A 22,124-nucleotide genomic window follows, 5' to 3' on the forward strand; every position below is an offset into this window, starting at 1 on the left:
AACCCATTTTCGCGCATGAGCTTGAACCCTATTTTTGAGAAACATATCTTAAATCTTATCCGCTTCACGGGAGTTCTTTTCGCGGCACTTTTAGCGTCTTTTTTGTTTGTTCAAACTTCTCAAGCTGCTTCCTACACTTGGGATGGGGGCGGATCCACCACTGCTTGGAGCGAATGTACAAACTGGTCCACCGATGTGTGTCCCGTGGCTGCCGATTCCCTCACTTTTAATGCAACAAGCGTCGAAGATTCCGTCGTGGATGCGGCGTGGACTGCTTCGAGCGGACAAATCACGGCCCTCACCATCGCCTCCGGTTATTCAGGCACTCTTTCGCTCAGCCGTTCGCTCACGCTCAGCGGCGCATTTAGCATTGCGGGGGGTACTTTCACTGCAACTGGTCAAACCGTTGATTTTAATGGGGGGTTTACCATTACTGGGGGAACGGTTAATGCGCCGTTGATCGCGACCGCAGCAGGCAGTTTCACGCATGAAGTTGGAGGAACCTTCAACCACAATAATGGCTCTTGGACTGTGGATGGGTCCAGCCAGGTGACCTACGGCGTTGCGGTCACAGAAGACTTTTATGACTTTACTGTAAACAATACTCAAGCTACTTTTGGGGCTTTACTCATTTCGAATGGAGACACCTTGGTGGCGAACAACAACCTCAACTTAATAGATGGAGCGATTGTGACGGGCACGCTCGATGCCAAGGGTTCAACGGTGACCATTGGTGCTGATTTTGGACTTGCTGCGAATGGCACCGGTACTCTTCGCATCAATGGAGCCGGAGTTCAAACGGTAAGCATTGCCTCTCAGACGACAGCGACCTTTGAGCCCGTGTATCAATTCACCGTGGGGAATTCCAATGCCACCGTTACAGGTACGGGAGCGACGGGCCGGGTTGGTTTTGAAAGACTCAGTGTGAACTTTGGAACCGTGGACATGACGGGTTATACTTTTGCCTCCAATGCTGCGGTTTCTGTGGCGGGAGGGACTTTGACGCTTGGAAGCGGGACCCACACCTTCACAAGTACTTTCGCCATTTCTTCCGGTACCTTCAATGGAGGAAGTGGCAATCTTGACTTCAACAGCACTCTCACCATTTCCGGGGGTACCTTCAATGCTGCTTCGGGGAACACCTTGGTGCAAAGCAATTTCACTCATATAGCGGGAGGAACCTTCGCTCACAACAGTGGAACGGTCATTGCGGATGGGGGTACTTCGACTTGGAATTTTGCCACCTCAGAAATTTTTAATAATTTTACTGTGGATTGTACGGATGGTTTCGTAATGACTATTTCAAGCGGGGATACCTTGATTGTAGAAGGAACTTTGAATCTCACCGATGGGGCGGTGGGGTCGGGAACATTGCGAGTGGAAGGAACGGCGGTGAATATTTCGGTCGATTATGATGGGGGAACCGGCCCCATGCAATTTCGAGAAGGGGCGGATCAAACCTTGACCTTGGCGGCTCCTGGAGATTTTAATGCCGATATCACCGTGAACAAAACAGCGGGAACGGTGACGCTTGTGGGGGCAATGACTTTGAATGCCGCTTCACAAGACCTCATTTTGACCGCAGGGACTTTTGACCTCAACGGCTACAATGTGACAGTGAATGGGACCACCAGCACCATGACGGTTGCTTCAGGGGCCACTTTGCGTTTGCAAGGAGGGGAGACCATCACCGCGCTTGCGACCTATCCTTCTTTAGCGACCGGCTCCACGGTGTATTACGACGGGGGGTCTTCTTATACTCTCAAAGATTATACCTATCACCACCTTACGATTGACGGCACTCTTGGGGTCTTTACCCTGGCGGCCAATGAAAGCATTGCTGGGAATCTGACGATCATTGCTGGTACCCTTTCTCAGGGTGGTTACACGCTGGGAGTCACCGGTACGGTCAGCAACGATGGCACTTTGCGACGATTTCAAACGGAGGCATTCACGGGCACCATGGACACGGACTCCGGAACGGTTGAATACATTGGAAACGGGGATGGAGTGGTGGATGCCGTGACGATTACGGATTTTGGTGGGACGGATTATTATACTTTGAAAATCAACGATGCGAATGCGACGAAAGATACCTTTACTATTGGAGGGGGGCTTTCGGTCACTACCTTGCAGGTCACCAGCAGTGAGTTCATCCAAGGGGCAAACAGTGTTACCGCCACCACCCTGACGGTGGATGGTGGAACCTTCACCGGTTCAACGGGGGCGCTGGACATCAATGGCAATGTGACGCTTTCTTCGGGAACTCTTACGGCACCCAATGGTAGCGGATCCTTTGCGGTGCAAGGCAATTTCACGAAAAGCGGGGGGACCTTCACCCACAACAGTGGAACGGTGGTTTTGGATGCGAACGGCACCCCCACACTTACGGGGAGTGTATCGTGGAACTCCCTCACCCTGCAAGACACCAATGACAACGCCACCGACACCATGCTGACGGTGGAGGCGGGTTCCACACAAACTTTTGAGGGAACGCTCACGCTTGATGGGCTTGATGCCAGTGATCGTTTAAACATCGTTTCCTCCTCTGCCGGATCTTTGGCTACCTTTACTTTTTCGGGATCTTCCACCTTTAGTGGGGACTTTTTGGATGTGATGGACAACACCCTCGTGGACTCTTCCACGGGTATTTCTTCACCCCTCAATCCCGCCAACTCCGTGGATAGTGGGAATGCCACCAATTGGTTTGTAACTGTGATTTTAGATTCCATTGTCATTACGGATAACAGTGGCTACACGAATGACGCAACGCCGGTCATCACCATCTCTGAGAGTGGAACCGCGCCCACGCATGTGGCTTTTTCTTGTAATGGGGGGGGCAACTGGAGTTCATGGATCGCGTACCCAGTCGATGACATTGTGAGCACCTTCAACATCACTTCAGACGCCACGGGATGCAGTGCGACGGATGGGGAAAAAACTATTTCTGCAAAGATCAAAGACGCTAGCAACGAGTCTTCCACCGTTTCAGACACCACGACTTACGACACCACAGCACCAACGGTTGTTTCGGTGAGCTCTTCCAATGCCGATGGGAACTATGGTGTGGGTGAAGTGATTACGGTAACCGTGCAATTCACCGATTCCACCATGCAGGTCACGGGTACGCCTCAACTTGAACTGGATATGGATGGTACGAACCGCCAGGCAAGCTACACCAGCACCAGCACCACCACGCTTTCTTTCACCTACACGGTGGTGACGGGCGATAATAAAACAGATTTGGACTATACGGGTACTGGAGCGCTCACCTTGAACAGTGGGACCATTAAAGATATTGCCGGGAATACGGCAACGCTCACGCTGGCTTCGCCCGGAGCTGCAGGATCTTTGGGGGCGAATAAAGCTATCAATGTGGTGACCAATCAAAATCCAAGCGTGGCCAGTGTTACCGGAACGCAAAGCAGTGCCGGAGATGGAGACATCGTGATCACCTTCATTATGGATGATGCCGATGACGACAACACCCTTCAAGCAAAAATCGAATACAGTTTAAATGGAGGTTCTTCTTGGGCCGACCCCACGCTTTCCACAACGGGGAGTGAAACCTTTGCCACTTTTGGAGATCCGGGTATAGATAATGCTCAAACACGACAGGTGGGACAAACCACATACATCACTTCTTCAAGCGGAGCCAACACAGTGACGATTCGTTGGGAGGCGGCTACGGATATTGCGGCTTCCACGGATATTGCGAATGCGCGGATTCGAGTTACCCCTTATGATGGAACTATAGACGGAACGGCCGGATCCAGCAGTGATTTCATCATTGATTTGGTGGATCCCACCGGGCTGGCAAACGGGGATTTCTCCATCAATTCTCAGACCTCCTTTACCCTCAATTGGACCGCTGTTACGGAGAGTAATTTTGATCATTATGAAATTTGGTATGGTACGAGTTCCTCTGATGTTTCTTCACGCAGTGGAACTGCTTTGGAATGGGATAATAGTGATGACGCCGCTTTAGCCACTCGCACCACCACTTCAACCGTTCTCACCAGTTCCAGCGGTCTTTCCGGTCATTTCTTCCAAGTGTTTGCGGTGGATGATTTTGGTAACGAAAGTACCGTGACCGGGTACACCATTCAAGTGGCGAGCAGTTCCAGTTCTTCCGGTACCTCCGATTCCAACAATAGCTCCAGTGGATCTACTGGAGGTTCCAGTGGTGGAGGTGGAGGAGGATCTTCCGGAAGTGGTTCTAATGATGAGGAAGAAGAGGCCGTGGAAGAAGAGCCTGTAGAGGAGACTGTGGAAGAAGAACCCGTTGAGGAAGAGGAATCCGACAGCTTTTGGGATGATTACAGCGTGCCGGATCACTGGTCTAGTGGATACATTAAGTATTTGGAGGAACAGGATAATATTGTGGAGGTGGCCATTCAGATCCCCACATTCACGGAAATTTTGGAAGGCATTTTCTTAGGACCGAACTTGGGTGTGAGCAGAGGAGAGGCCACGGAGTTTTTGATTGCGCTTGCGGGATACCAAGTGGATTCCATCAGCATCAATGTGAGGGATTTGATCTTCAGTGATGTGGATGAAAACAATCCTCGAGTGGGATTCATTCAGTTTGCGTATGAGCAGATGTTGATTGGTGGGTATCCGGACGGGTCGTTTCAGCCCGACCGAGTGATCAATCGAGCGGAGGCGCTTAAATTGATCTCCTTTTTCTTTGGGATTACCGTGGACAGTGGCTTGCGAGGGCAATCCCTGTTGGATGAGTACGGTCTCTCCGAAAGCCCTTTCACCGATATTGATTTGGAGGCATGGTACGCACCCTTTGTTATTCATGCGTATAGTTATGGAGTGATTCATGGGTATGGAGATGGCACCTTTGGACCTGCCAATGAGGTGAGCTATGCGGAGTTCCTAAAAATGTCCACGCTTATCCAAAATCTTGAAATCGCTGTTGAGCTGGCGGAGGAACTCCAGTAAGATGGGGAAGACTTATTCGCCATGATGGACGACATTATTATTCCAGACGAGAATGAAGATGAGGATGAAGCCGTCCCCGTTGCTTTTGAAAAACAAGCGCTTGAGGGGTCACGAGGGGGGCATCCTTCCGGGCTCAACCCTTCGGGCTATGTGAAGATTTCTTTTGATCGATTTGTGGCCTTGGTGGCCAATCACAGCTTTTTGGAGACCGTGGAACGCAATAAAAATGAAGAGGTGGTTCTGAGCACAAATTTGCTCACGGACTTGGCGAATGCGCGACGGTATTCTCCCAACACACGGATGCCTCTCTTGATTGCAGGGGGGATTGCGGTGGGTATTTTGCTTGGTTACCTTATTTTCAACTCATGAAGACAAAGAAAGCTCGAAGGATTCTCCTCAAAGTCTCCGGGGAAATGATGGCGGAACAAGGGCAGGGGGCCGATGCCGCCGCCGTGCTTAAACTGGCTCAGGATATTAAGGCGCTTTGGAAAAAGAAAATTCAAGTGGCCATTGTGATGGGCGGCGGCAATTTTTGGCGCTATCGTGACAATAAAAAATTGAGTATTTCGCGCAGCGCTTCAGATGCCATTGGGATGCTTGCCACCATGATGAATGCGCGGCTTTTGCAGGAAGCCCTGGAATCGATTGGAGTCCCGGCGAAATCCCTTTCGGCACATGGAAATTTTTATTTCACGGAGCCTTATGTGCCTTCTCGTGGCAAAGCGTTGCTGGATAAAGGAACGGTTGTGATTTGTGGAGGAGGAACGGGGAATGCGTACTTTACAACAGACACGGCTGCGGCGCTTCGGGCTCTGGAATTGGAGTGCAGCGTGCTTTTAAAAGAGACCAAGGTCTCCGGCGTGTACGATAAAGATCCCATGAAGTACAAAAACGCAAAGCTTCTTCCGAAAATTTCTTATGAGGAGGTGTTGAAACGGGAGTTGCAAGTCATGGATTTGAGCGCTATTTTGCTGTGCAGTGAGAACAAGCTTCCCATTGTGGTTTTTCAGGGGAAGGCAGGCAATTTGCTCAAGGCCGCGACCGGCAAGAAAATTGGCTCCATTATCTCCTAATATTTCTTAAAAAAACTTAAACTTTTTATGGCTCATCCCCTCGTACAAAAAAGCAAACAGGATTTTATCAAGGCTATTGAGCATCTTTCTGATGAATTCAATAAGCTTCAAATTGGACGAGCTTCCAGTGGGATGGTGGATACTTTGATGGTGGAATCGTATGGGGTGATGCAACCCATCAAAAATCTGGCCAGTGTGAGTATTCCGGACGCTCGAACCATTCAAATTCAACCGTGGGATCGGTCCACTTTGGCCGGCATCGAAAAAGCCATTCGTGATTCTGACCTGAATCTCAATCCGAGCAACAACGGGCTTGCGGTTATGTTGAATATTCCACCGCTCACTGAGGAACGCCGCCGGGATTTGGTGAAGGTGGTGGGCCGCATGTCGGAGGAAGCCAAAATTGCGGTGCGCAATTTGCGTCATGAGGCCATGGCCGTTTTTAAAAAAATGGAACATGCCGAAGAGATGAGTGAGGATGAACGGAAAGGTGCTGAGAATGCGCTTCAAGAAGAAGTGGACGCCATCAACAAACAAATTGAGGAACTGGCGAAGAAGAAAGAGGACGCTATAATGACATTATAAGCGGCATCAATATAAACATAATAAACCTATGACTATTTTCCTCACTGTTCTTGTTTTCCTCTTGGTTTTTTCTGCGTTGATTCTTGTGCACGAATTGGGGCATTTTTTTGCAGCGAAACGAGCAGGGGTGCAGGTGGAGGAATTTGGATTCGGTTTGCCTCCGCGCTTGTTTGGAGTCAAGAAAGGGGAAACACTCTATTCGCTCAACGCCATTCCCTTTGGAGGTTTTGTGCGCATGCTGGGTGAAGATGAATCCACCGAAGCTTCTCGCAAAAGCAAACGAAGTTTTTCCAATCAGCCTTTGCGCACGCAGGCTTGGATTGTGGTGGCGGGGGTTGTGATGAACTTTCTTTTGGCCTTTGTGTTTTTAACGATTGGATTTTGGATTGGGATTGAACCGCTCATCAGTACCGAGGATGATTTTTACAATGGCATTCGGGAAGGCACGGTGAATATTGAACCCGGTTTAACGGAGGGTTTGGAGGAAGAAGGCGTGTATTTGCCTCGCTTGGTTTATCTTGCTCAAGAGGGAACGGTTTTTTCCGATAAACTTGAGAATGGGGATGTCATTATTCTTGTGAATGGTGAAGAAGTGCTCACGGAAGATGATTTTTTTGCTACGATTGAAGGGAAAAATAGCATGGAGCTTGAGGTCTACCGGGAAGGAACCGGAATTTTTCCAGTTGTGATCTCTTTACCTGAGATGCATCCAATCATTTCCTTTATTGAGCCGGAGTCGCCTGCAGAACTGGCGGGCCTTCAAGTTCAGGATCAAATCCTTCGTTTGGAAGGGGAGCCCGTTTATACCGCTGAACAAATCCTTGGACAAATGCCCTTGCTTGCCGGGGAAGATTTGATCACTTATACGATTTTGAGAAGTGGAGAGGAACAGGAATTGATCTTTGAAATTGCTCCTCGGCCTGAAGACGGTCGGGTGGGTATTGGGATTTCGGATCTCATCCCAAACACGGGAAATCTTTCGCTCTATCAAACCTATGTGCCACACACTCTTGTGGGGTTTGAAAAGATTCAGTATGGGTGGGCTGCGCCTTGGGTGGCTTTTAACGAAATGGGGCGACTCGCCAAGCTCACGGCTGTTTCTTTTGTGGGAGTGATTCAACAATTCATCACGGGTGGAGGTGTCTCCGCCGGAGTTTCCGGTCCCGTGGGCATCGCGCAAATGACTTTTGTGACGCTTCAAGATGGATTTGCGGCCATGCTTCGTTTCATCGCTTTGCTTTCTTTGAGTTTGGGGGTCATCAATATTTTGCCGATTCCCGCTTTGGACGGAGGCAAATTTTTCTTTATTCTGGTGCGCGGAATCACGGGCAAAAAATTCAATCCCAAATATGAGCAGCTCATTCATGCCGCCGGCTTTTTGTTTCTCATCGTGCTCATTCTTGCGATCACCTTCAACGATATCATGAATTTATTTTAGGGTGTGAACAAGGGCTAACCCAACGGGTTGTTGTTCGCTTGCTTGTGAGCCACTAGCTTTGCGCCACTGCGGATTCTTCTGTCAAAGAGTTTTGCACAATTGTGCCTTGCGAGTTTTGAACAATTCCCGCAATAATGACATCCCATTTCCCATGCACTTATGTCTGCTGTTCTTCCCGGGCAAGATCTTTGGCTTCAAATTCTGGAAAAGGTTGAAGTAGAGCTTAAAAGGCCTCATTTCCTCACTTGGTTCCAAAACACCGCGCTGCTGTCTTTTCATGACGGTCTTTTGGTGGTGGGAGTGCCTAATATTTTTGCTAAGGATTGGCTTGAGAACAAAGTGGGCACGCAACTCATGGAAGCGATCAAGTCCGTGCATCCGGAGGTTCGTGAACTCATGATTGAAGTGGATCCGCATTTGGCTTTGCCCGAAGACAGTCGCGGGGTGGATGTGAACAAATCGTTTGGAACGAAAGAAAAGAAAACTCGCAAACTTCCGGGGCGCCAAGAAGTCCGTTTGCTTGAGGGAATTTCGAGCAAATGTCTGAACCCCAAATATTCTTTGCACAACTTTGTCGTTGGTCCCAGTAATCGTTTGGCCCACGCCGCCTCCTTGGCGGTGGGAATGAGCCCAGGGTCCATTTATAATCCTCTCTTCGTCTACGGGGGCGTGGGCCTCGGAAAAACCCATTTACTGCAAGCCACCGGAAATGAAATCTTGCGCAACGATCCCAACAAGGTGGTGGTGTACATGACCAGCGAACGGTTCACCAATGAAATTGTGGAAGCCATCGGAAAGCGCAACTCCAAAGATTTTAAGGATAAATACCGTCGAGTGGACTGTCTCATTATTGATGACATTCAATTCTTGGCCAACAAGGATCGTACGCAGGAAGAGTTTTTTCACACCTTCAATGAACTGTACGACAACGGAAAGCAAATCATCATCAGCTCCGATCGTCCCCCCAAAGAGTTGGACTCTTTGCAAGACCGTTTGGTGAGCCGCTTTGAAATGGGCATGATTGTGGATGTTCAGTTCCCCGATTACGAAACACGGCTTGCCATCCTGCATGCCAAGTGCCGTGACCATGAGGTTTTGATTCATCCCGAAGTCTTGGAGTTCATTGCCATGAATGTGCACGATTCCATTCGTGAGCTCGAAGGCGTGCTCATTCAAGCCATTGCTCAAGCCGAATTGGAACATTCTACTCCCACGGTTCGCAGCGTGGCCAAGATCATTAAAAAACTTGGGCGAGAAACTTCTTTGCAGTCGGACGGCGTGGTAGAAAACACGCAAGCCCTTCATGCGGAAGATGTGATTGATCTTGTGGGCCGCTATTTCCGTATTCCGGCTGAGGAACTTTTAGGGGATTCCAGAAAAAGTGGAGTCATTCTTCCCCGACAAGTGGTGATGTATTTGCTTCGTCACGAACTCAATCTTGCTTATGAACAGATTGGATCGGAGTGTGGAGGTAAAAACCACACCACGGTGATGCATGCGTGCACCAAAATTGAGAAGCAGCTTAAGAAAGATAAAAACTTGCTTCGCGACATCAATTCCATTAAGAAAGAGATGGGACTTTAGTCTATGCAGACCACTTACTACCGTCGTTACCAGGCTCCTAAGAAAAAAAACAGCAGTTTCCGCTCGTTCTTTTGGCTCGTTTTATTCTTGGTTTTTGCGCTTTTGTTGCTCCGTGCCTGTATCTCTGTTGCCAGCTCCATGCTGGAGGAAAAGAAAGATGAAGCCGTGCTCACGCTCTATAAAGGGGAGGCGGAGATTTTGGAATGGGGCCAACAGGAACCCAAAAAAGCTTCGGATGCACAGCTGATTTTGGAGGGAGATCAAGTGCGGGTTGGGCCCGATTCTTGGGCAATCCTTTCTTTTTACGATGACACTAAGATTTTTATGGACGCCAATAGTTCTTTGACGCTCTCTGCCGTTCAGATTGCCGAAGACAGCGAACAGGTGCTCTTGCAACTTACAGAGGGGCGCATTTGGGTGAATCACAAAGAAAACGAGGATCAAATTCTGGATGTTCGTGTTCAAACGGCAGCCATGAGTATTCAATCTCTGCAGGGACAATATTTGATTTCTCATTTGGGTGAGCAGGAAGCTCTTTTTGTGGAAGAGGGGCCGGTAACCGTGGAATATTTGGATCGCAGTGAAGAAGACCGCACCATTGAAACTTTGGTGTTTAAAGGGGGTGAGATGAGTCTTTTGGATGAAGACACTCAAATTGCACTTCAGGCTCGTGAGAATGTGAATTTAAAAGAACCTCTTCGAGAAGACGCGTTTACGGATTCTTTCTCTTTGTGGAGTCGTGGAGAGCTGGTGGCCATGGAAGAAGAGCCAAGGGAGATTGCGGAAGAGGAAGAAGAAACCTCTCTAGAGGAGGCCGAAATTCCTGACGAAGAGGCTGTGGTCGAACCTGAAACCACGACCGGTCTTAAAATTTCCATCCTTTCCCCGGCCTCCGGTTCCACTATTAAAAAAGATGCCATTGCGATTGAGGGGCAGATTGTGTCCGGAACGGCCAGCACCGTCACCGTGACTTGGTCCGGCAATGGGGCGCCCTACACCTTGGGCAGTTTTGTGGCCGGCAGCAGCAGTTTCCGCTATGTGGCCGACACCGATTATGCCAATTACTCTTTGGGCTCCAACACCTACACCATTGTGGCTTATGATGAAAATGGGCAGGTGAGCAACACGGTTACCATCACTCTCAATGCAGAATTCTAGCCCCTTCATTGACCTCACTCGTTTAACCACTTCGGGGATGCCCGTGTATCCCGGTGATGAATCCCCTGAATTGCTGCAAACGCTGGATTTTGAAGAATATCATTGTGTGAATCACTCCATAAAAAGCAGCATGCATGTGGGCACGCATATGGATGGTCCCATGCACATGGTCAAAGAAGGCCGTCGGCTTTGTGATATTGAAGTCGAGCGGTTCTTTGGGCGAGGTCTTTTGGTGGATGCACGAGGTAAAAATCTTTTGGACACGGATCTGCTCCCTGCGGATATTCATGCGGGCGACATTGTACTTTTTTGGACGGACTGGGGCAGCCACTTTGGCCAGCCGGTTTATTTCGAAAACTTCCCCGTGCTCACAGAGGCACTCGCGCAGCGATTGGTGGAACTCAAAGTTAAAATGGTTGGGCTCGATACTCCAAGTCCTGATCACGAGCCTTATGCCGTTCACCGCATCCTACTTAAGGAGGAGATTTTAATTGTGGAAAATCTCACCGGTTTAGCGGCTTTAGACGGAAAATCCTTTGAAGTGACCGCTCTTCCCACAAAATATGCCGCAGATAGTGCTCCGGCTCGTGTGATCGCTAGGTTAGTCTAAATACCCATTCAGTTCCCCCAATTTTTCGTAGTGGAATTTGCCGTTTAATCCAGTTAAATTTTCTACAGATGTTGGAGTGCCCCATTTACTATGAATGGGTGAGTCCTCTCCAGCCAAGACGGAGGCTACTTCACAATCCTGTGTTAGGAGCCAGAGGCCGCCTCTCAATGTATCGTAAGCCACAATGACGCCGGCATCGGTGAGGTAATACGCATTTCCTCGTTGGCGGGGGACGCCTTCTATGCCAGTGGTCACATCGCCCAAAACCAGTTGTGCGGTGCAGATCCATTCGGCGGCATCCGCTTCAAACAGGGTATCTGGGTTTGACCCGTTTTGAAGCAATCTATATTGCTTCACCTCAATAGGGCCTAAGACGCCTTCCTTTTCAATGGCTGGGAAAAGATCATAATTGGCTACTCGGAGTTCACCGTCGTGTGTTTTTGTAGCATCTGTTGAATGGGGAAATCGATAGGCCTCACCTCCATTTGAATCGTTGGGGAGTTCAATGTGTTGTCCCTCGAACTCTGCAAAGGGAGTTTCTCCCGGATTTGTAAATAGCATGGATTTTCCGGTCTCCGGCTCCACAAAAAGACTGAAGGAACGAACCGTGCCGTCATCCGTGGGCTCCATGAGTGGGGAGGTAATGCCTAGGGTTGGGCTTTCTTCAGTTGAAAGAGCCGCCACTTGGAGTGAATTGAGATACGGTTGATTACTGATGGTGGTGCTGTTGAGTAACGAGGTGACATCTTCCGGATAAATTGAAGCAGCATCGGGAGCTTGTATAAATGCTCCGGGGCAGTCGAAAACGGAAGGGTCGTCTGCACAGGATTTATTTTCAACTTCATAGGACAGGGCGTACAGGATCGGATTCCCGTTTGAGTCGCTTGCATGGACCAGATTGTGGTGGATCAGAGTGTCATTGAGGTCGTTGGCTATTGAGAGCTCACCGTCAGAAATTTCTATTACGGGTAGGTCTTGCCATGCCTCGGCGAAGGAGGTTTCAAGGCCGCACTTTGCCACGCCTTCTTCATAATCACAACCCATGGGTTCAATTCCCCAGGAAGACTTACCCATGACTTTCCCTATAGAACCTGAACTTGTAATAACGGTTCCAAAAACCAAGCCTGTTACGGGGTCTACCGTTATGCCCCCCCATAAGGTTGAGTCATCGGTGGAATCCCCATTCCCTGAGTTGATGGTGGTTAAAGGAATACTCTCTCCATCCAGTGCTTCGGCCAGCGCCGAAAGATTTCCCATCGTGATGTGGTCTGGAGCGGCCAGGCCTGCAATTTGAGCCTCATCAAGGGTCTGCATGGGGACCGTTGTTCCCACCACGCATGAGAAATCGGTTCCATGCACCGTCACTTGTACTTCAGCGTCGGGGAAGGCTTGATGGAGCGGATTGTTCGCTCGTGTTTCAGGGAATCCGTGTATTTGAACCTCGAGATTTTCATCCAATGCCAGTCCGTTTAAGGAGTAATGCACGGTTCCCGCCATGGCCTGGATGAGCAGATCCACTTCAGTAACGGGCAGGTCCGTGTCCACCCTTAAATCGGCAGTGTTCCCTGGATTTGCTTGAATATTGATACTCAGCCCTTCACAGGGGGGAGTAGCTCCTCCATCGGAGTTGCCCGAGTCCCCTGAGTCACCTGAATCGGTGAAAGGGGAAGAAGCGCTGTCCATTTGTTTCGGAGAACAGCCGCTGAGTACGGTCGAGAGCAACAGGGGTGCCAAGTGACTGAATTTGAGGGCCATTTTTAAAACGAAAGAAGAAGGATTGAGTGCTACTCTAAGCCAAAAATGCTTCTTTGTCTAGCCTTACTCCAAGTACGCTGCCTTGTTTGCCTCATGTTCTTCGTTGGTGGTGGCGTAGTGGACGGCGCCGTCCATGTCGGTGAGGTAGTAGAAATATTCGGATTCTTCCGGATAAATGGTGGCCATCAAGCTGGCGAGACCCGGGTTGCTGATGGCGGTGGGGGTGAGACCCGTATTTAAACGGGTGTTGTAGGGACTGTCTTCGGCCAGGTCGGCGGCGGTGAGCTCGTTGTCGTCTTGAATGTAGAGCAGTGTGGCATCAATACCCAAATACCAGCCGTTGTCGTATCGTTTCCAAATGATGCCGGCCACGATGGGCAAATCCTCCTCGGTGCGGACTTCGCGTTCCACCATGGAGGCCACGATCACCACCTCGCTTAAACTGCGATCCGAGGCTTCGATGGCGGCCGTCATCTCGTCGGTCAATCGGTTGTCGAAGTTCTGCAGCATCATGTTGATGAGGTTTTCGCTGCTGAATGTGGCACTATCTATAAAATAGGTGTCGGGGAAGAGGTAGCCCTCCAAACTTGCGTCTTCTTCCAGGAAATCATAGTCAAAGGAGCAGGTTTTGGCACATTCTTCAAAAGCTCCGGCTCCAATCAGTCCCATTTCAGCCAGTTCCGCATCCATTTCGGCGATGGTCCAGCCTTCGGGAGCGGTGAACGCGAGCTCGCCGGTGCCTTCGGTGGTCAAAACCGTTATGATTTCTCGGAGCGTCATGCCGGGGCTCAGTACAAAGCGGCCGTAGCGCAGGCTTCCATCCAATTCCTCCTCTTTTACGGTTCGTACAAAACTCTTGTCGCTTACAATGAGATCTTCATTCTCCAGGTTTTGAGCGATGCTTTTGGCACTGGACCCTTTTTCTACCTCAAAAACTACTTTTTCCGTGTTCCCATGGTCTGCCGCCTCATTCAAATCCCGTCGCCAAAAGGGCTCCCACACGGTCCATACGACCACCAGGAGTAAACCCAAGAAAAGAAGTTGTAGAAGGCGTTTTTCCATCGAGTAATAGGTTGATGCTGATAATGAAGTTGATAATATTGATGCAGCTTGCGCTGCTTTATTGCTTAGCCTTCGCTGCGCTCCGGCATGCTCGGCATTTCCATGCCCAAATCTCCCATCATGCCGCGCATTTTTTCTGCGGCGAGCTCTTGAGATTTCTTAATGGCCTTGTTGAAGGCGGCGAGCAGGTCTGTTTGCAGTTTGATCCGGTTCTCGGTGGTGAGCATTTCAGGAGGGATACGCACTTCCATCACTTCTTGTTCTCCGTTGATCACTACGGCGATTCCGTTCACTTCCGCCTCAATATGAAGGTTTTTGAGCTCTTCCTTTATCTTTTTGGCTTGTTTTTGCAGTTTATATAAATCCTTTGCTTGTCCAAAGAGTCCCATGGAGAAAAATTAAGATTAAGTGGGCCTAGTATAGCGCTTTAAAGGCAAGCTTCCAAATTTTCCTCTTGCCATCTTGGGCCTCTGTCGCTAAAATCCCTCCGCAAGCTGAAGCGAAGCGAAGGCTAAGCAAGAAAGTCCCGTTATATAAGAATATATGGATAAAGTCACTTTTCCCGTTCAAACTCGAGATACTAGCGTGAAGGCACAGACTCTTCGAAAGAAGAATTTAATTCCTGCCGAATACTACGGTCGTGGAGTTGAAAACATGAGCCTTCAAATGGAATACCAGCCTTTTCGTAAACTTTACAAAAAAGCAGGTTCCAATACCGTGATTGATCTTGAAATTGAAGGGAAGGGAATGAAGAATGTTTTGATCCATAATGTGGCTCTCCACCCTGTTACCGGTCTTTACACTCATGTGGAATTCATCAATGTGCGTATGGATCAAGAAGTAACCACCACGATTCCTGTTCGATTGGAAGGTCAGGCTCCTGCCGTTAAGGAATTGGCGGGTATTTTGATCCAAAACTTGGATGGTATTGAAGTGACTTGTTTGCCTAAAGACTTGGTTCACGAAATTATTGTGGATGTGTCCAGCCTCGTGGACTTCAACAGCTCCATTACCGTTGGAGATCTCAAGATTCCTGCCGGAATCACAGTCCTCAATGAACTTGAAGCATCCGTTGCTTATGTCACTCAACCTCAAGAAGAGGAAGTGGCTGCCACTGAACCTGTTGATGTCTCTGCTGTGGAAGTGACCACAGAGAAGAAGGAGGGTGAGGAAGGTGCTGCGGAAGAGAAGAAAGAAGAATAATCTCTGTTTATTGGATCAGCTCGCTCAAGAGCTTTTTCATGGTTTCCGCCTCGTTGCTGCGAGCCGTTTCATCGTCTTCGATTCTTAGCGTGAATGAATCCCCAATCTTTAAGCCCGGAGCTAGAAGCTGCTTTGGAAAGTGAATCAATTCTGTTTGTGTGCCTTTGTGAAGCTCCAGTATCGCCTGGTCGTTTTCTTCGCCTCTGTAGAAGGCGGTGTATTGAAATTTAAAGGGGTTCCAGGACATATAGATGCCGCTTACGCGGCCTTATTGCTTAGCAGGCTGCGGGCCCCGCTTGGCATAGATTGGTGAAGGTTTCTCACTCTAGCAAAATTTGGGCACAAAAAAAGTGCCAACAGGAGTTTTCCCGTTGACACTTTTTCTTTTTAAAGCAGGGAATTTGCGGCGATCACCGGAGCGATGATGAGCGCAATGGTGTTGATCACTTTAATCAAGGCGTTGAGTGCGGGACCGGCGGTGTCTTTGTACGGATCACCCACGGTGTCTCCAACCACAGCGGCCTTGTGTGTTTCGGATCCTTTTCCACCTCCATTTCCATCTTCCACAAACTTCTTGGCATTGTCCCAAGCTCCTCCGGCATTGCTCATATTAATAGCCATGAGCAGACCGGTCACAATCACTCCCGCCAAGAGTCCTCCGAGTGCCAAAGGTCCAAGGATGAATCCCACCAAAATGGGGGCGGAAATGGCGATGAGGCCGGGCAAAATCATTTCTTTAAGTGCGGCGCGGGTTACGATGTCCACACAGGCTCCGTATTCAGGCTTGGCTTTTCCTTCCATGATTCCTTTGATTTCACGGAATTGACGGCGAACTTCTTCCACCACACTGAAGGCTGCTTTTCCAACCGCTTGCATGAGGAAGGCGGAAAAGAGGAAGGGAAGGGCTCCTCCAATGAAGAGACCCACCATCACGCGGTAGTCGGTGAGGTTGAAAATGAAGTCTTCCGGACTGTTCTTGAGTAACTCTTCTCCGTAGGCCTGAAACAGCACGAGCGCAGCGAGTGCGGCAGAAGCAATGGCGTATCCTTTGGTCACGGCTTTGGTTGTGTTTCCAACGGCATCCAAGGCATCGGTGTGAACGCGAACTTCTTTAGGTAGATTTGCCATTTCAGCAATTCCTCCGGCGTTGTCGGTGATGGGCCCATAGGAATCCATGGCGATCACCATACCGGTGGTGGAAAGCATAGCTACGGCTGCAATGGCAATACCGTAGATACCGCTATCGAGTGTGGAGGTGTCTCCAAGCCAGTAAGCGGCGAGCATGGCAAGGACGATCAAAACCACCATAGGGAAGGTGGAGAACATTCCTTGTGCGAGTCCGGTGATCAAGTTTGTTCCGGCTCCGGTTTCAGACGCCTTGGCGATCATTTTTACCGGTGCGTAATCTTTAGAAGTGTAGTACTCGGTGGCCACATTAATAAGGAGGGTGAGAATCAAACCCACAACCCCTGCAAAGAAGATGTTCAGATCATTGAGCATGATGTCTGTGACGAAGTAGAACCCCACCATAGAGAGGAGGCCGGTCACCAGAGTTCCTCGGTAGAGTGCGCCCATGATGTTCTTTTTTCCTTCTCCCAGACGAACAAAGTAAATTCCAATGATGCTGGCCAAAATGGCGACGGCACCGAGGGCAAGAGGATATTCCACTCCGGCGGCTCCCACTTTGGTGGTGAGGGTTGAACCGGCCAAAATCATGGCGGCGATCAAGGTTACGGCGTAGGTCTCAAACAGATCTGCTCCCATCCCGGCGCAATCTCCCACATTGTCTCCCACATTGTCGGCAATCACCCCTGGATTTCGAGGATCATCTTCAGGGATTCCTTTTTCAATTTTTCCCACAAGGTCTGCGCCCACATCGGCTGCTTTGGTGTAAATTCCTCCTCCCACACGGGCAAAGAGTGAAATGAGTGAAGCTCCAAATCCAAATCCAATCAAAAGTCCGGGGGCTTCATCCACACCGAGTCCAAAATAGGTGGTGAAGAGCCAGTAGAATCCGGAAACGCCCAAGAGGGCAAGACCCACCACAGCGAGTCCTGTTACGGCACCTCCTCTAAACGCAACCAGCAAAGCGGCACCGAGTCCATCTTTGGCAGCGGCGGCGGTTCGAACATTGGCGCGAACGGAGACGCCCATTCCAATATAACCGGCCAGTGCGGAGAATATCGCTCCGACCAAGAATCCCATCGCAATCAGGAATCCGTTGTCCGGAAGGCCAAATCCAAGTGCTAAAAAGACTAAAATGGTGAAAATCGCCAAGGTTTTGTACTGGCGATTGAGGTAGGCCATGGCTCCTTCTCGGATGGATTCGGCGATTTCCTGCATCTTGAGGTTCCCGTCATTTTTTGAGAGAACGCTGATGATCAGGCCGATGGCCCATCCTAAGGCTAGCACGCTAGCGGCACTTGCGAGGACTGGAATACTCATAAAGAGATAAGTTAAGAATGACTGGCGGAATTTTACACAGTCTTGTTATACTTAGTCCAATCTAATTTTCATCTATGGATTTGCAGAAATCGCTCAAACAGGCCTGGGACATTTTGCTTTTAAAGGATGTCGCCATGCAAGCGGTGGCAAAGGATTCCTCTGCTTTACCTGTTTCTTTGGGGATTTTTGCGGGAGCGACGGTGCTTTCAAAATTGGGAACTCTTTTGATCCCTTATTCCACCGGGATGATCGTTTATCGCCCCAGTTTTGTGGATTTCTTGGTGAGCTCTGTTTTGGGCATCGGAGTTGGGATTGCCATGCTTTTCCTCACCGGCTTGCTTGCGGAACGGCTGTTTCACTCTAAACTCAGCACGGAAGCAACGGTACGAGTTTTGGGTCATGCTTCTCTCATTACGGCGCTTGGTTTTTATCAGCCTTTAAATATTATTTCCGGGATTTGGTACTTGGTGGTTTTGTGCACGGTTTTAACTCGACTTGGAAAATTGCAACCGGGTTCCATCCTCCTTCTTATTATTTTGGATCTTCTGCTTAGTGGAGTTCTTGTTGGGATTTGGTTTGAAATGATGGGGCCCTCTTTCTGATCTGTTCATCAGGCTGGTTTTGTGCTATAATTGAGCCATGGCTGAAGATTCAAAAGCACCACTTCGTCCCGGAGAAACCGTCTCTGCTGCACCCGCTGCACCGCCGGAGGAAAAAGTTGAACTTCCCGAAGGACTCACCACTTCTTCTCCTTTAGATAACCTGAGGGAAATGGGTGGACTTGAGGTGGCCACCATGCCGGAGAGCAATGAACTGCAGGAACGCCGTAGGAAAACGAAAAATCGACTTCAGGAGCTTTCTAATATGGGACCGGATGGGGAAAAGGGAGAGGACTCCACTTTTGGTGAAGAAGATGAGTCCGGATTCATGGATTTGCTTAAAGAGGCCAATCTTTCCACTCGTCATTTAAAGTTTTGTTGCAGTGGATTGTTCTTGGTTGGGCTCTTGATCGCCTTGATTTTTGGAGGCCGGGCATTTTGGCAATGGTGGAAGGATCGACCGGAGGATGCCGGTACAGAGGAGGAGGTGCCGGAGGATACGCCCACCGAACCTGAGGAAGAGAGCGATTTCTTTTTGGATGATTCTCTTTTGAGTGGAATTTTGGTGGGGGAGGAGACCGCGGAAGACGATCCGGCCACAGAAGTGGGGGAGAGTCTGGGGGATTCTTTGGCTGGAGGTGGGGATTTGGGTGTTTTCATCCGTGATTTCTCCAGTGTTTATAATGCACTTCAAGTGGAGGTGAATGGCATGCTCAACCAGAGCACTGACCGTTATGATGCCTTGCAAGAGTATCAAAATGAGCTTGCGGGGCTTCAGGGCACTGCTGAGCGGAACTTGGAGCGGCTTACGGAGGAGCGAGATGCGCTTGTGGAAGAATTCACCGCTGTGGATGAGGCCAAGGCTGAACAAGAAGATCGCTTTTTCACTGCTTTGGAGGAATTGAACCCTGCAGGTGCGGAGTCGGCTTTGAATGCTTTTATTGCACATGGGGAGAACTTGGTTTTCTTGCGCGCACAATTCAATGCTCGGGAAAAGTTGATTTCCTATTACGAACAGGCCCTGGAAGAGCTGGATTTACGGATCCGCGACATCGAGCTCAACGAAGAAGCCTTGGTGAAGGGCGTTCAGGTTGTGGACATCGAAGGTTCCAATTTGAATCTCATTTTAAGGGAGGACGAATTGTAAGAAAATTTGATTAAGCTTTTTGCCTCTTGGAGTTCCCTTTGCTATACTCCACCGTATGATTTACTTAAGTTTAAGAAACGAAGTTTTGAGTCGACGGCCGGATTTGGACATCGCGCTTTTGGATAAGGCTTTTGAATTTGCGGATCGGGCGCATGCGGGGCAAAAGCGGTATTCCGGAGAAGATTATATTATTCATCCGGTGGAGGTGGCGAAGATTTTGCTCGATCTGCATCCGGATATGGCCGCGCTTCAGGCTGCATTGCTGCACGATGTTACCGAGGACACGCCGGTGCCACTTGCGGAGATTGAACAAAATTTTGGTTCAGAAGTGGCGGCCCTTGTGCAGGGGCTCGAGAAGTTGGCGGTTGTAAAAGTTCCCAGCGGTGATCCGCAGGAAGAGAAATGGAAAAAGATGTTTTTGGCCATGGCGCGAGACATTCGCATTGTGTTCATTAAGCTGGCGGATCGTTTGCACAATATGCGCACGCTGCATCATGTGCCGGAACACAAACGGGAGCGCATCGCTCGGGAAACTTTGGGCGTTCATGCGGCCATTGCGTCTCGTCTGGGTATTTACCAAATAAAAAGTGATCTGGAAGATTTGTGTTTTGAGCACTTGTACCCTGAGGATTATAAAGAATTTTCGGACCGTTTGGCCACTTATCGAGGGCGGAGTGAGGAGTGCATGGAGTTTGCGACTTCTCAGCTTGAGCAGCTTTTGGTTCGGGAGGGGATTGGTTCCTTGAGAGTTCAAGGACGGATGAAACACTTGTGGAGCATTTATCAAAAACTCCAAAAAAAATCGGCAAAAGATTTGGGGGAAATTTATGATCTTTTTGCGCTGCGGGTTATTTTGCCGGATCGCTCGAAGCTTTCACGCGAAGATTTTTCTGAACTTTATTCGGTGCTGGGTCTTTTGCACGGAGAGTTTTTGCCGATGCAAGATCGTTTTAAGGATTATATCGCGGCCCCCAAAGCCAACGGTTACCGCAGTTTGCACACCACGGTTTTGGGGATGGGTGGAGATTTGTACAGCGAGCCCACCGAGATTCAGATTAGGACGGAGGGTATGCATGAAGAAGCGGAAATTGGAATTGCCTCGCATTGGAGTTACAAGCTGGGCAAATCGCTTCTCGAACCTGCAGCCACCGCGCAGTTGGCTTGGCTCAAAGACCTGGCCTCGGCCTCCCCTCGTTTGGAGTTGGATTTGTACCCCGATAAGATTTTTGTCCTCACTCCAAAAGATCAGGTGATCGAGCTCCCGGTGGGGTCCAATCCCATTGATTTTGCTTTTGCCGTGCACACGGAAGTGGGCAACAAAATGACCAATGCCAAGGTGAACGGCCGCATCGTCCCCATCGATTATGAACTCAAAAGTGGGGAAAAGGTGGAAGTGGTGACGCGCAATAATGCAAAACCCAGCCGCTACTGGATTTCTTTGGCAAAAACTGCTTCCGCCCGAAGTAAAATTAAAAATTGGTTTAATCGTCAAGATAAGGAGGCCAATACCGCTGCGGGTCGAGAAATGCTCAACAAAGAATTGCATGATCTTGGAAAACCGCTTTTGGATGAGCGGCTCAATCTGCTCAAGGATTATGCCGGCAAACCCCGAAGTTTTGCGGAACGGGAACAGCTTTTGGAAAATCTTGGGCTCGGTAATGTGACGGCTTTTCAGTTGCTCAAGACGCTCTTTCCCGGTGAAACCGCTCAGGAAAGGAAACGCGGGGAAATTTTGATTCCGGCACAGTACACCGAAGAAGTTTTGGTTACGGATGAGGAAAACCTGCCCGTGGTGCTCAGTGCCTGCTGCAAACCCAGACCGCCTCACGAAATTGTGGGGTATGTCACCAAGGGGCAGTTTATTCGAATTCACAAAAAGAATTGTCGAGAGCTGCATGGCTTGGATGAGGCGCGGTTTTTGGACACTAAATGGAAACAGATAAACTCTTGAGGGGCCGATCCAAGTGTAGGCTGAAGAAACTGGGAATCCATTCGCGGAGCAGCTGAGCTTCATCCTTTTGCATCAATATTTTTCTACACTCCTCGGTGGAGGCGCAACGGAAGAATTCGAAGGCTTTTCGGTATTTGAGGGGGAGAGGTCGGCAGCCTTCGTTTCGGCATGCTGGGCAGGCCAGAGTTCCGGCACTTTGGTCCCAGTGTGCTTCTGCTTCAATGCTTTGGTGGCAGGCATTGCAGTGTTTGAAACTGGGGAGAAAGCCCAAAAGGTGGGCGAGTTTGATGAGCGCAATGTCCGGCAAAAAGGCGTGCGGGGCGGTATTTAAGCTTTGCAAAGTCTCCTCCAATAGCGTGTAAATTTGAGGCTCCGGATTTTTTTCTTGAAGTCCGCGATCTAAAATCTCTAAAAACACACTGAGCCGTAGCACCCCGTCCACGCTTTCTTTGAGGCGCATGAAACTGTTTTTCACTTGAACGCTTTGAAGGTACTGATGATGAGTGCTTTTGTAGATACTGCCCTCAATAAGATTCATGGATTCCAAGTGGGCGCGGCGGC

16 protein-coding genes are annotated in these 22,124 nt (G+C 49.5%); 11 read left to right on the plus strand and 5 right to left on the minus strand.

Annotated elements, in window-relative coordinates; translation table 25 throughout:
- Window positions 1-15 precede the first annotated feature (15 nt).
- The 7 genes from WC777_04655 to WC777_04685 all read left to right on the plus strand — a co-directional run bounded on the left by WC777_04655 (window position 16) and on the right by WC777_04685 (window position 11,401).
- Complete coding sequence (locus WC777_04655; protein ID MFA6024474.1) at window positions 16-4,953, plus strand: S-layer homology domain-containing protein; 4,938 nt, start codon at window positions 16-18, stop codon at window positions 4,951-4,953.
- Window positions 4,954-5,318: 365 nt separating this feature from the next.
- Complete coding sequence (pyrH, locus tag WC777_04660) at window positions 5,319-6,026, plus strand: UMP kinase (protein MFA6024475.1); 708 nt, start codon at window positions 5,319-5,321, stop codon at window positions 6,024-6,026.
- Window positions 6,027-6,053: 27 nt separating this feature from the next.
- A complete protein-coding gene (gene frr, locus WC777_04665; protein ID MFA6024476.1) occupies window positions 6,054-6,611 on the plus strand; it encodes a ribosome recycling factor in 558 nt (185 codons plus the stop codon).
- Window positions 6,612-6,639: 28 nt separating this feature from the next.
- The gene (locus WC777_04670; protein ID MFA6024477.1) at window positions 6,640-8,049 is read left to right on the plus strand and encodes a site-2 protease family protein; all 1,410 of its coding nucleotides are present in this window, start codon (window positions 6,640-6,642) and stop codon (window positions 8,047-8,049) included.
- Window positions 8,050-8,208: 159 nt separating this feature from the next.
- On the plus strand, window positions 8,209-9,633 hold the full coding sequence (gene dnaA, locus WC777_04675) for a chromosomal replication initiator protein DnaA (protein MFA6024478.1): 1,425 nt from the start codon (window positions 8,209-8,211) through the stop codon (window positions 9,631-9,633).
- A 3-nt stretch (window positions 9,634-9,636) separates the two neighbouring features.
- Window positions 9,637-10,791, plus strand: a complete 1,155-nt coding sequence (locus tag WC777_04680) for a FecR domain-containing protein (protein ID MFA6024479.1) — start codon at window positions 9,637-9,639, stop codon at window positions 10,789-10,791.
- Complete coding sequence (locus tag WC777_04685; protein MFA6024480.1) at window positions 10,778-11,401, plus strand: cyclase family protein; 624 nt, start codon at window positions 10,778-10,780, stop codon at window positions 11,399-11,401. The genes WC777_04680 and WC777_04685 overlap by 14 nt, the downstream gene beginning before the upstream one ends.
- On the opposite strand, the gene WC777_04690 is transcribed toward WC777_04685, so the two are convergent.
- The 3 genes from WC777_04690 to WC777_04700 all read right to left on the minus strand — a co-directional run bounded on the left by WC777_04690 (window position 11,393) and on the right by WC777_04700 (window position 14,607).
- Complete coding sequence (locus tag WC777_04690) at window positions 11,393-13,156, minus strand: hypothetical protein (GenBank protein ID MFA6024481.1); 1,764 nt, start codon at window positions 13,154-13,156, stop codon at window positions 11,393-11,395. The two genes, WC777_04685 and WC777_04690, sit on opposite strands and share 9 nt — an antisense overlap.
- Before the next feature lie 63 nt (window positions 13,157-13,219).
- Window positions 13,220-14,218 (minus strand): endolytic transglycosylase MltG, encoded by a 999-nt coding sequence (gene mltG / locus WC777_04695; GenBank protein MFA6024482.1) that lies wholly within the window; start codon window positions 14,216-14,218, stop codon window positions 13,220-13,222.
- Window positions 14,219-14,283: 65 nt separating this feature from the next.
- A complete protein-coding gene (locus tag WC777_04700; GenBank protein ID MFA6024483.1) occupies window positions 14,284-14,607 on the minus strand; it encodes a YbaB/EbfC family nucleoid-associated protein in 324 nt (107 codons plus the stop codon).
- Between the two features lie 154 nt (window positions 14,608-14,761).
- On the opposite strand from WC777_04700, the gene WC777_04705 reads away from it, so the two are divergent.
- On the plus strand, window positions 14,762-15,421 hold the full coding sequence (locus WC777_04705) for a 50S ribosomal protein L25 (protein MFA6024484.1): 660 nt from the start codon (window positions 14,762-14,764) through the stop codon (window positions 15,419-15,421).
- A 7-nt stretch (window positions 15,422-15,428) separates the two neighbouring features.
- Here WC777_04705 and WC777_04710 read toward each other — a convergent pair whose 3' ends face one another.
- Both WC777_04710 and WC777_04715 read right to left on the minus strand, forming a co-directional pair.
- A complete protein-coding gene (locus WC777_04710) occupies window positions 15,429-15,668 on the minus strand; it encodes a hypothetical protein (GenBank protein ID MFA6024485.1) in 240 nt (79 codons plus the stop codon).
- A 140-nt stretch (window positions 15,669-15,808) separates the two neighbouring features.
- Complete coding sequence (locus tag WC777_04715) at window positions 15,809-17,866, minus strand: sodium-translocating pyrophosphatase (GenBank protein MFA6024486.1); 2,058 nt, start codon at window positions 17,864-17,866, stop codon at window positions 15,809-15,811.
- Between the two features lie 74 nt (window positions 17,867-17,940).
- On the opposite strand from WC777_04715, the gene WC777_04720 reads away from it, so the two are divergent.
- The 3 genes from WC777_04720 to WC777_04730 are packed head-to-tail and all read left to right on the plus strand — an operon-like array spanning window position 17,941 to window position 22,094.
- Entirely contained in the window at window positions 17,941-18,498 is a 558-nt protein-coding gene (locus WC777_04720; GenBank protein ID MFA6024487.1) for a hypothetical protein, read from the plus strand.
- Between the two features lie 7 nt (window positions 18,499-18,505).
- Window positions 18,506-19,612, plus strand: coding sequence for a hypothetical protein (locus WC777_04725; GenBank protein MFA6024488.1), 1,107 nt, complete (start codon window positions 18,506-18,508; stop codon window positions 19,610-19,612).
- Between the two features lie 55 nt (window positions 19,613-19,667).
- A complete protein-coding gene (locus WC777_04730) occupies window positions 19,668-22,094 on the plus strand; it encodes a RelA/SpoT family protein (GenBank protein ID MFA6024489.1) in 2,427 nt (808 codons plus the stop codon).
- Window positions 22,095-22,124 lie beyond the last annotated feature (30 nt).

It is taken from the genome of Candidatus Gracilibacteria bacterium, from assembly GCA_041661045.1.
Taxonomy (GTDB): Bacteria; Patescibacteriota; Gracilibacteria; order UBA1369; family 2-02-FULL-48-14; genus 2-02-FULL-48-14.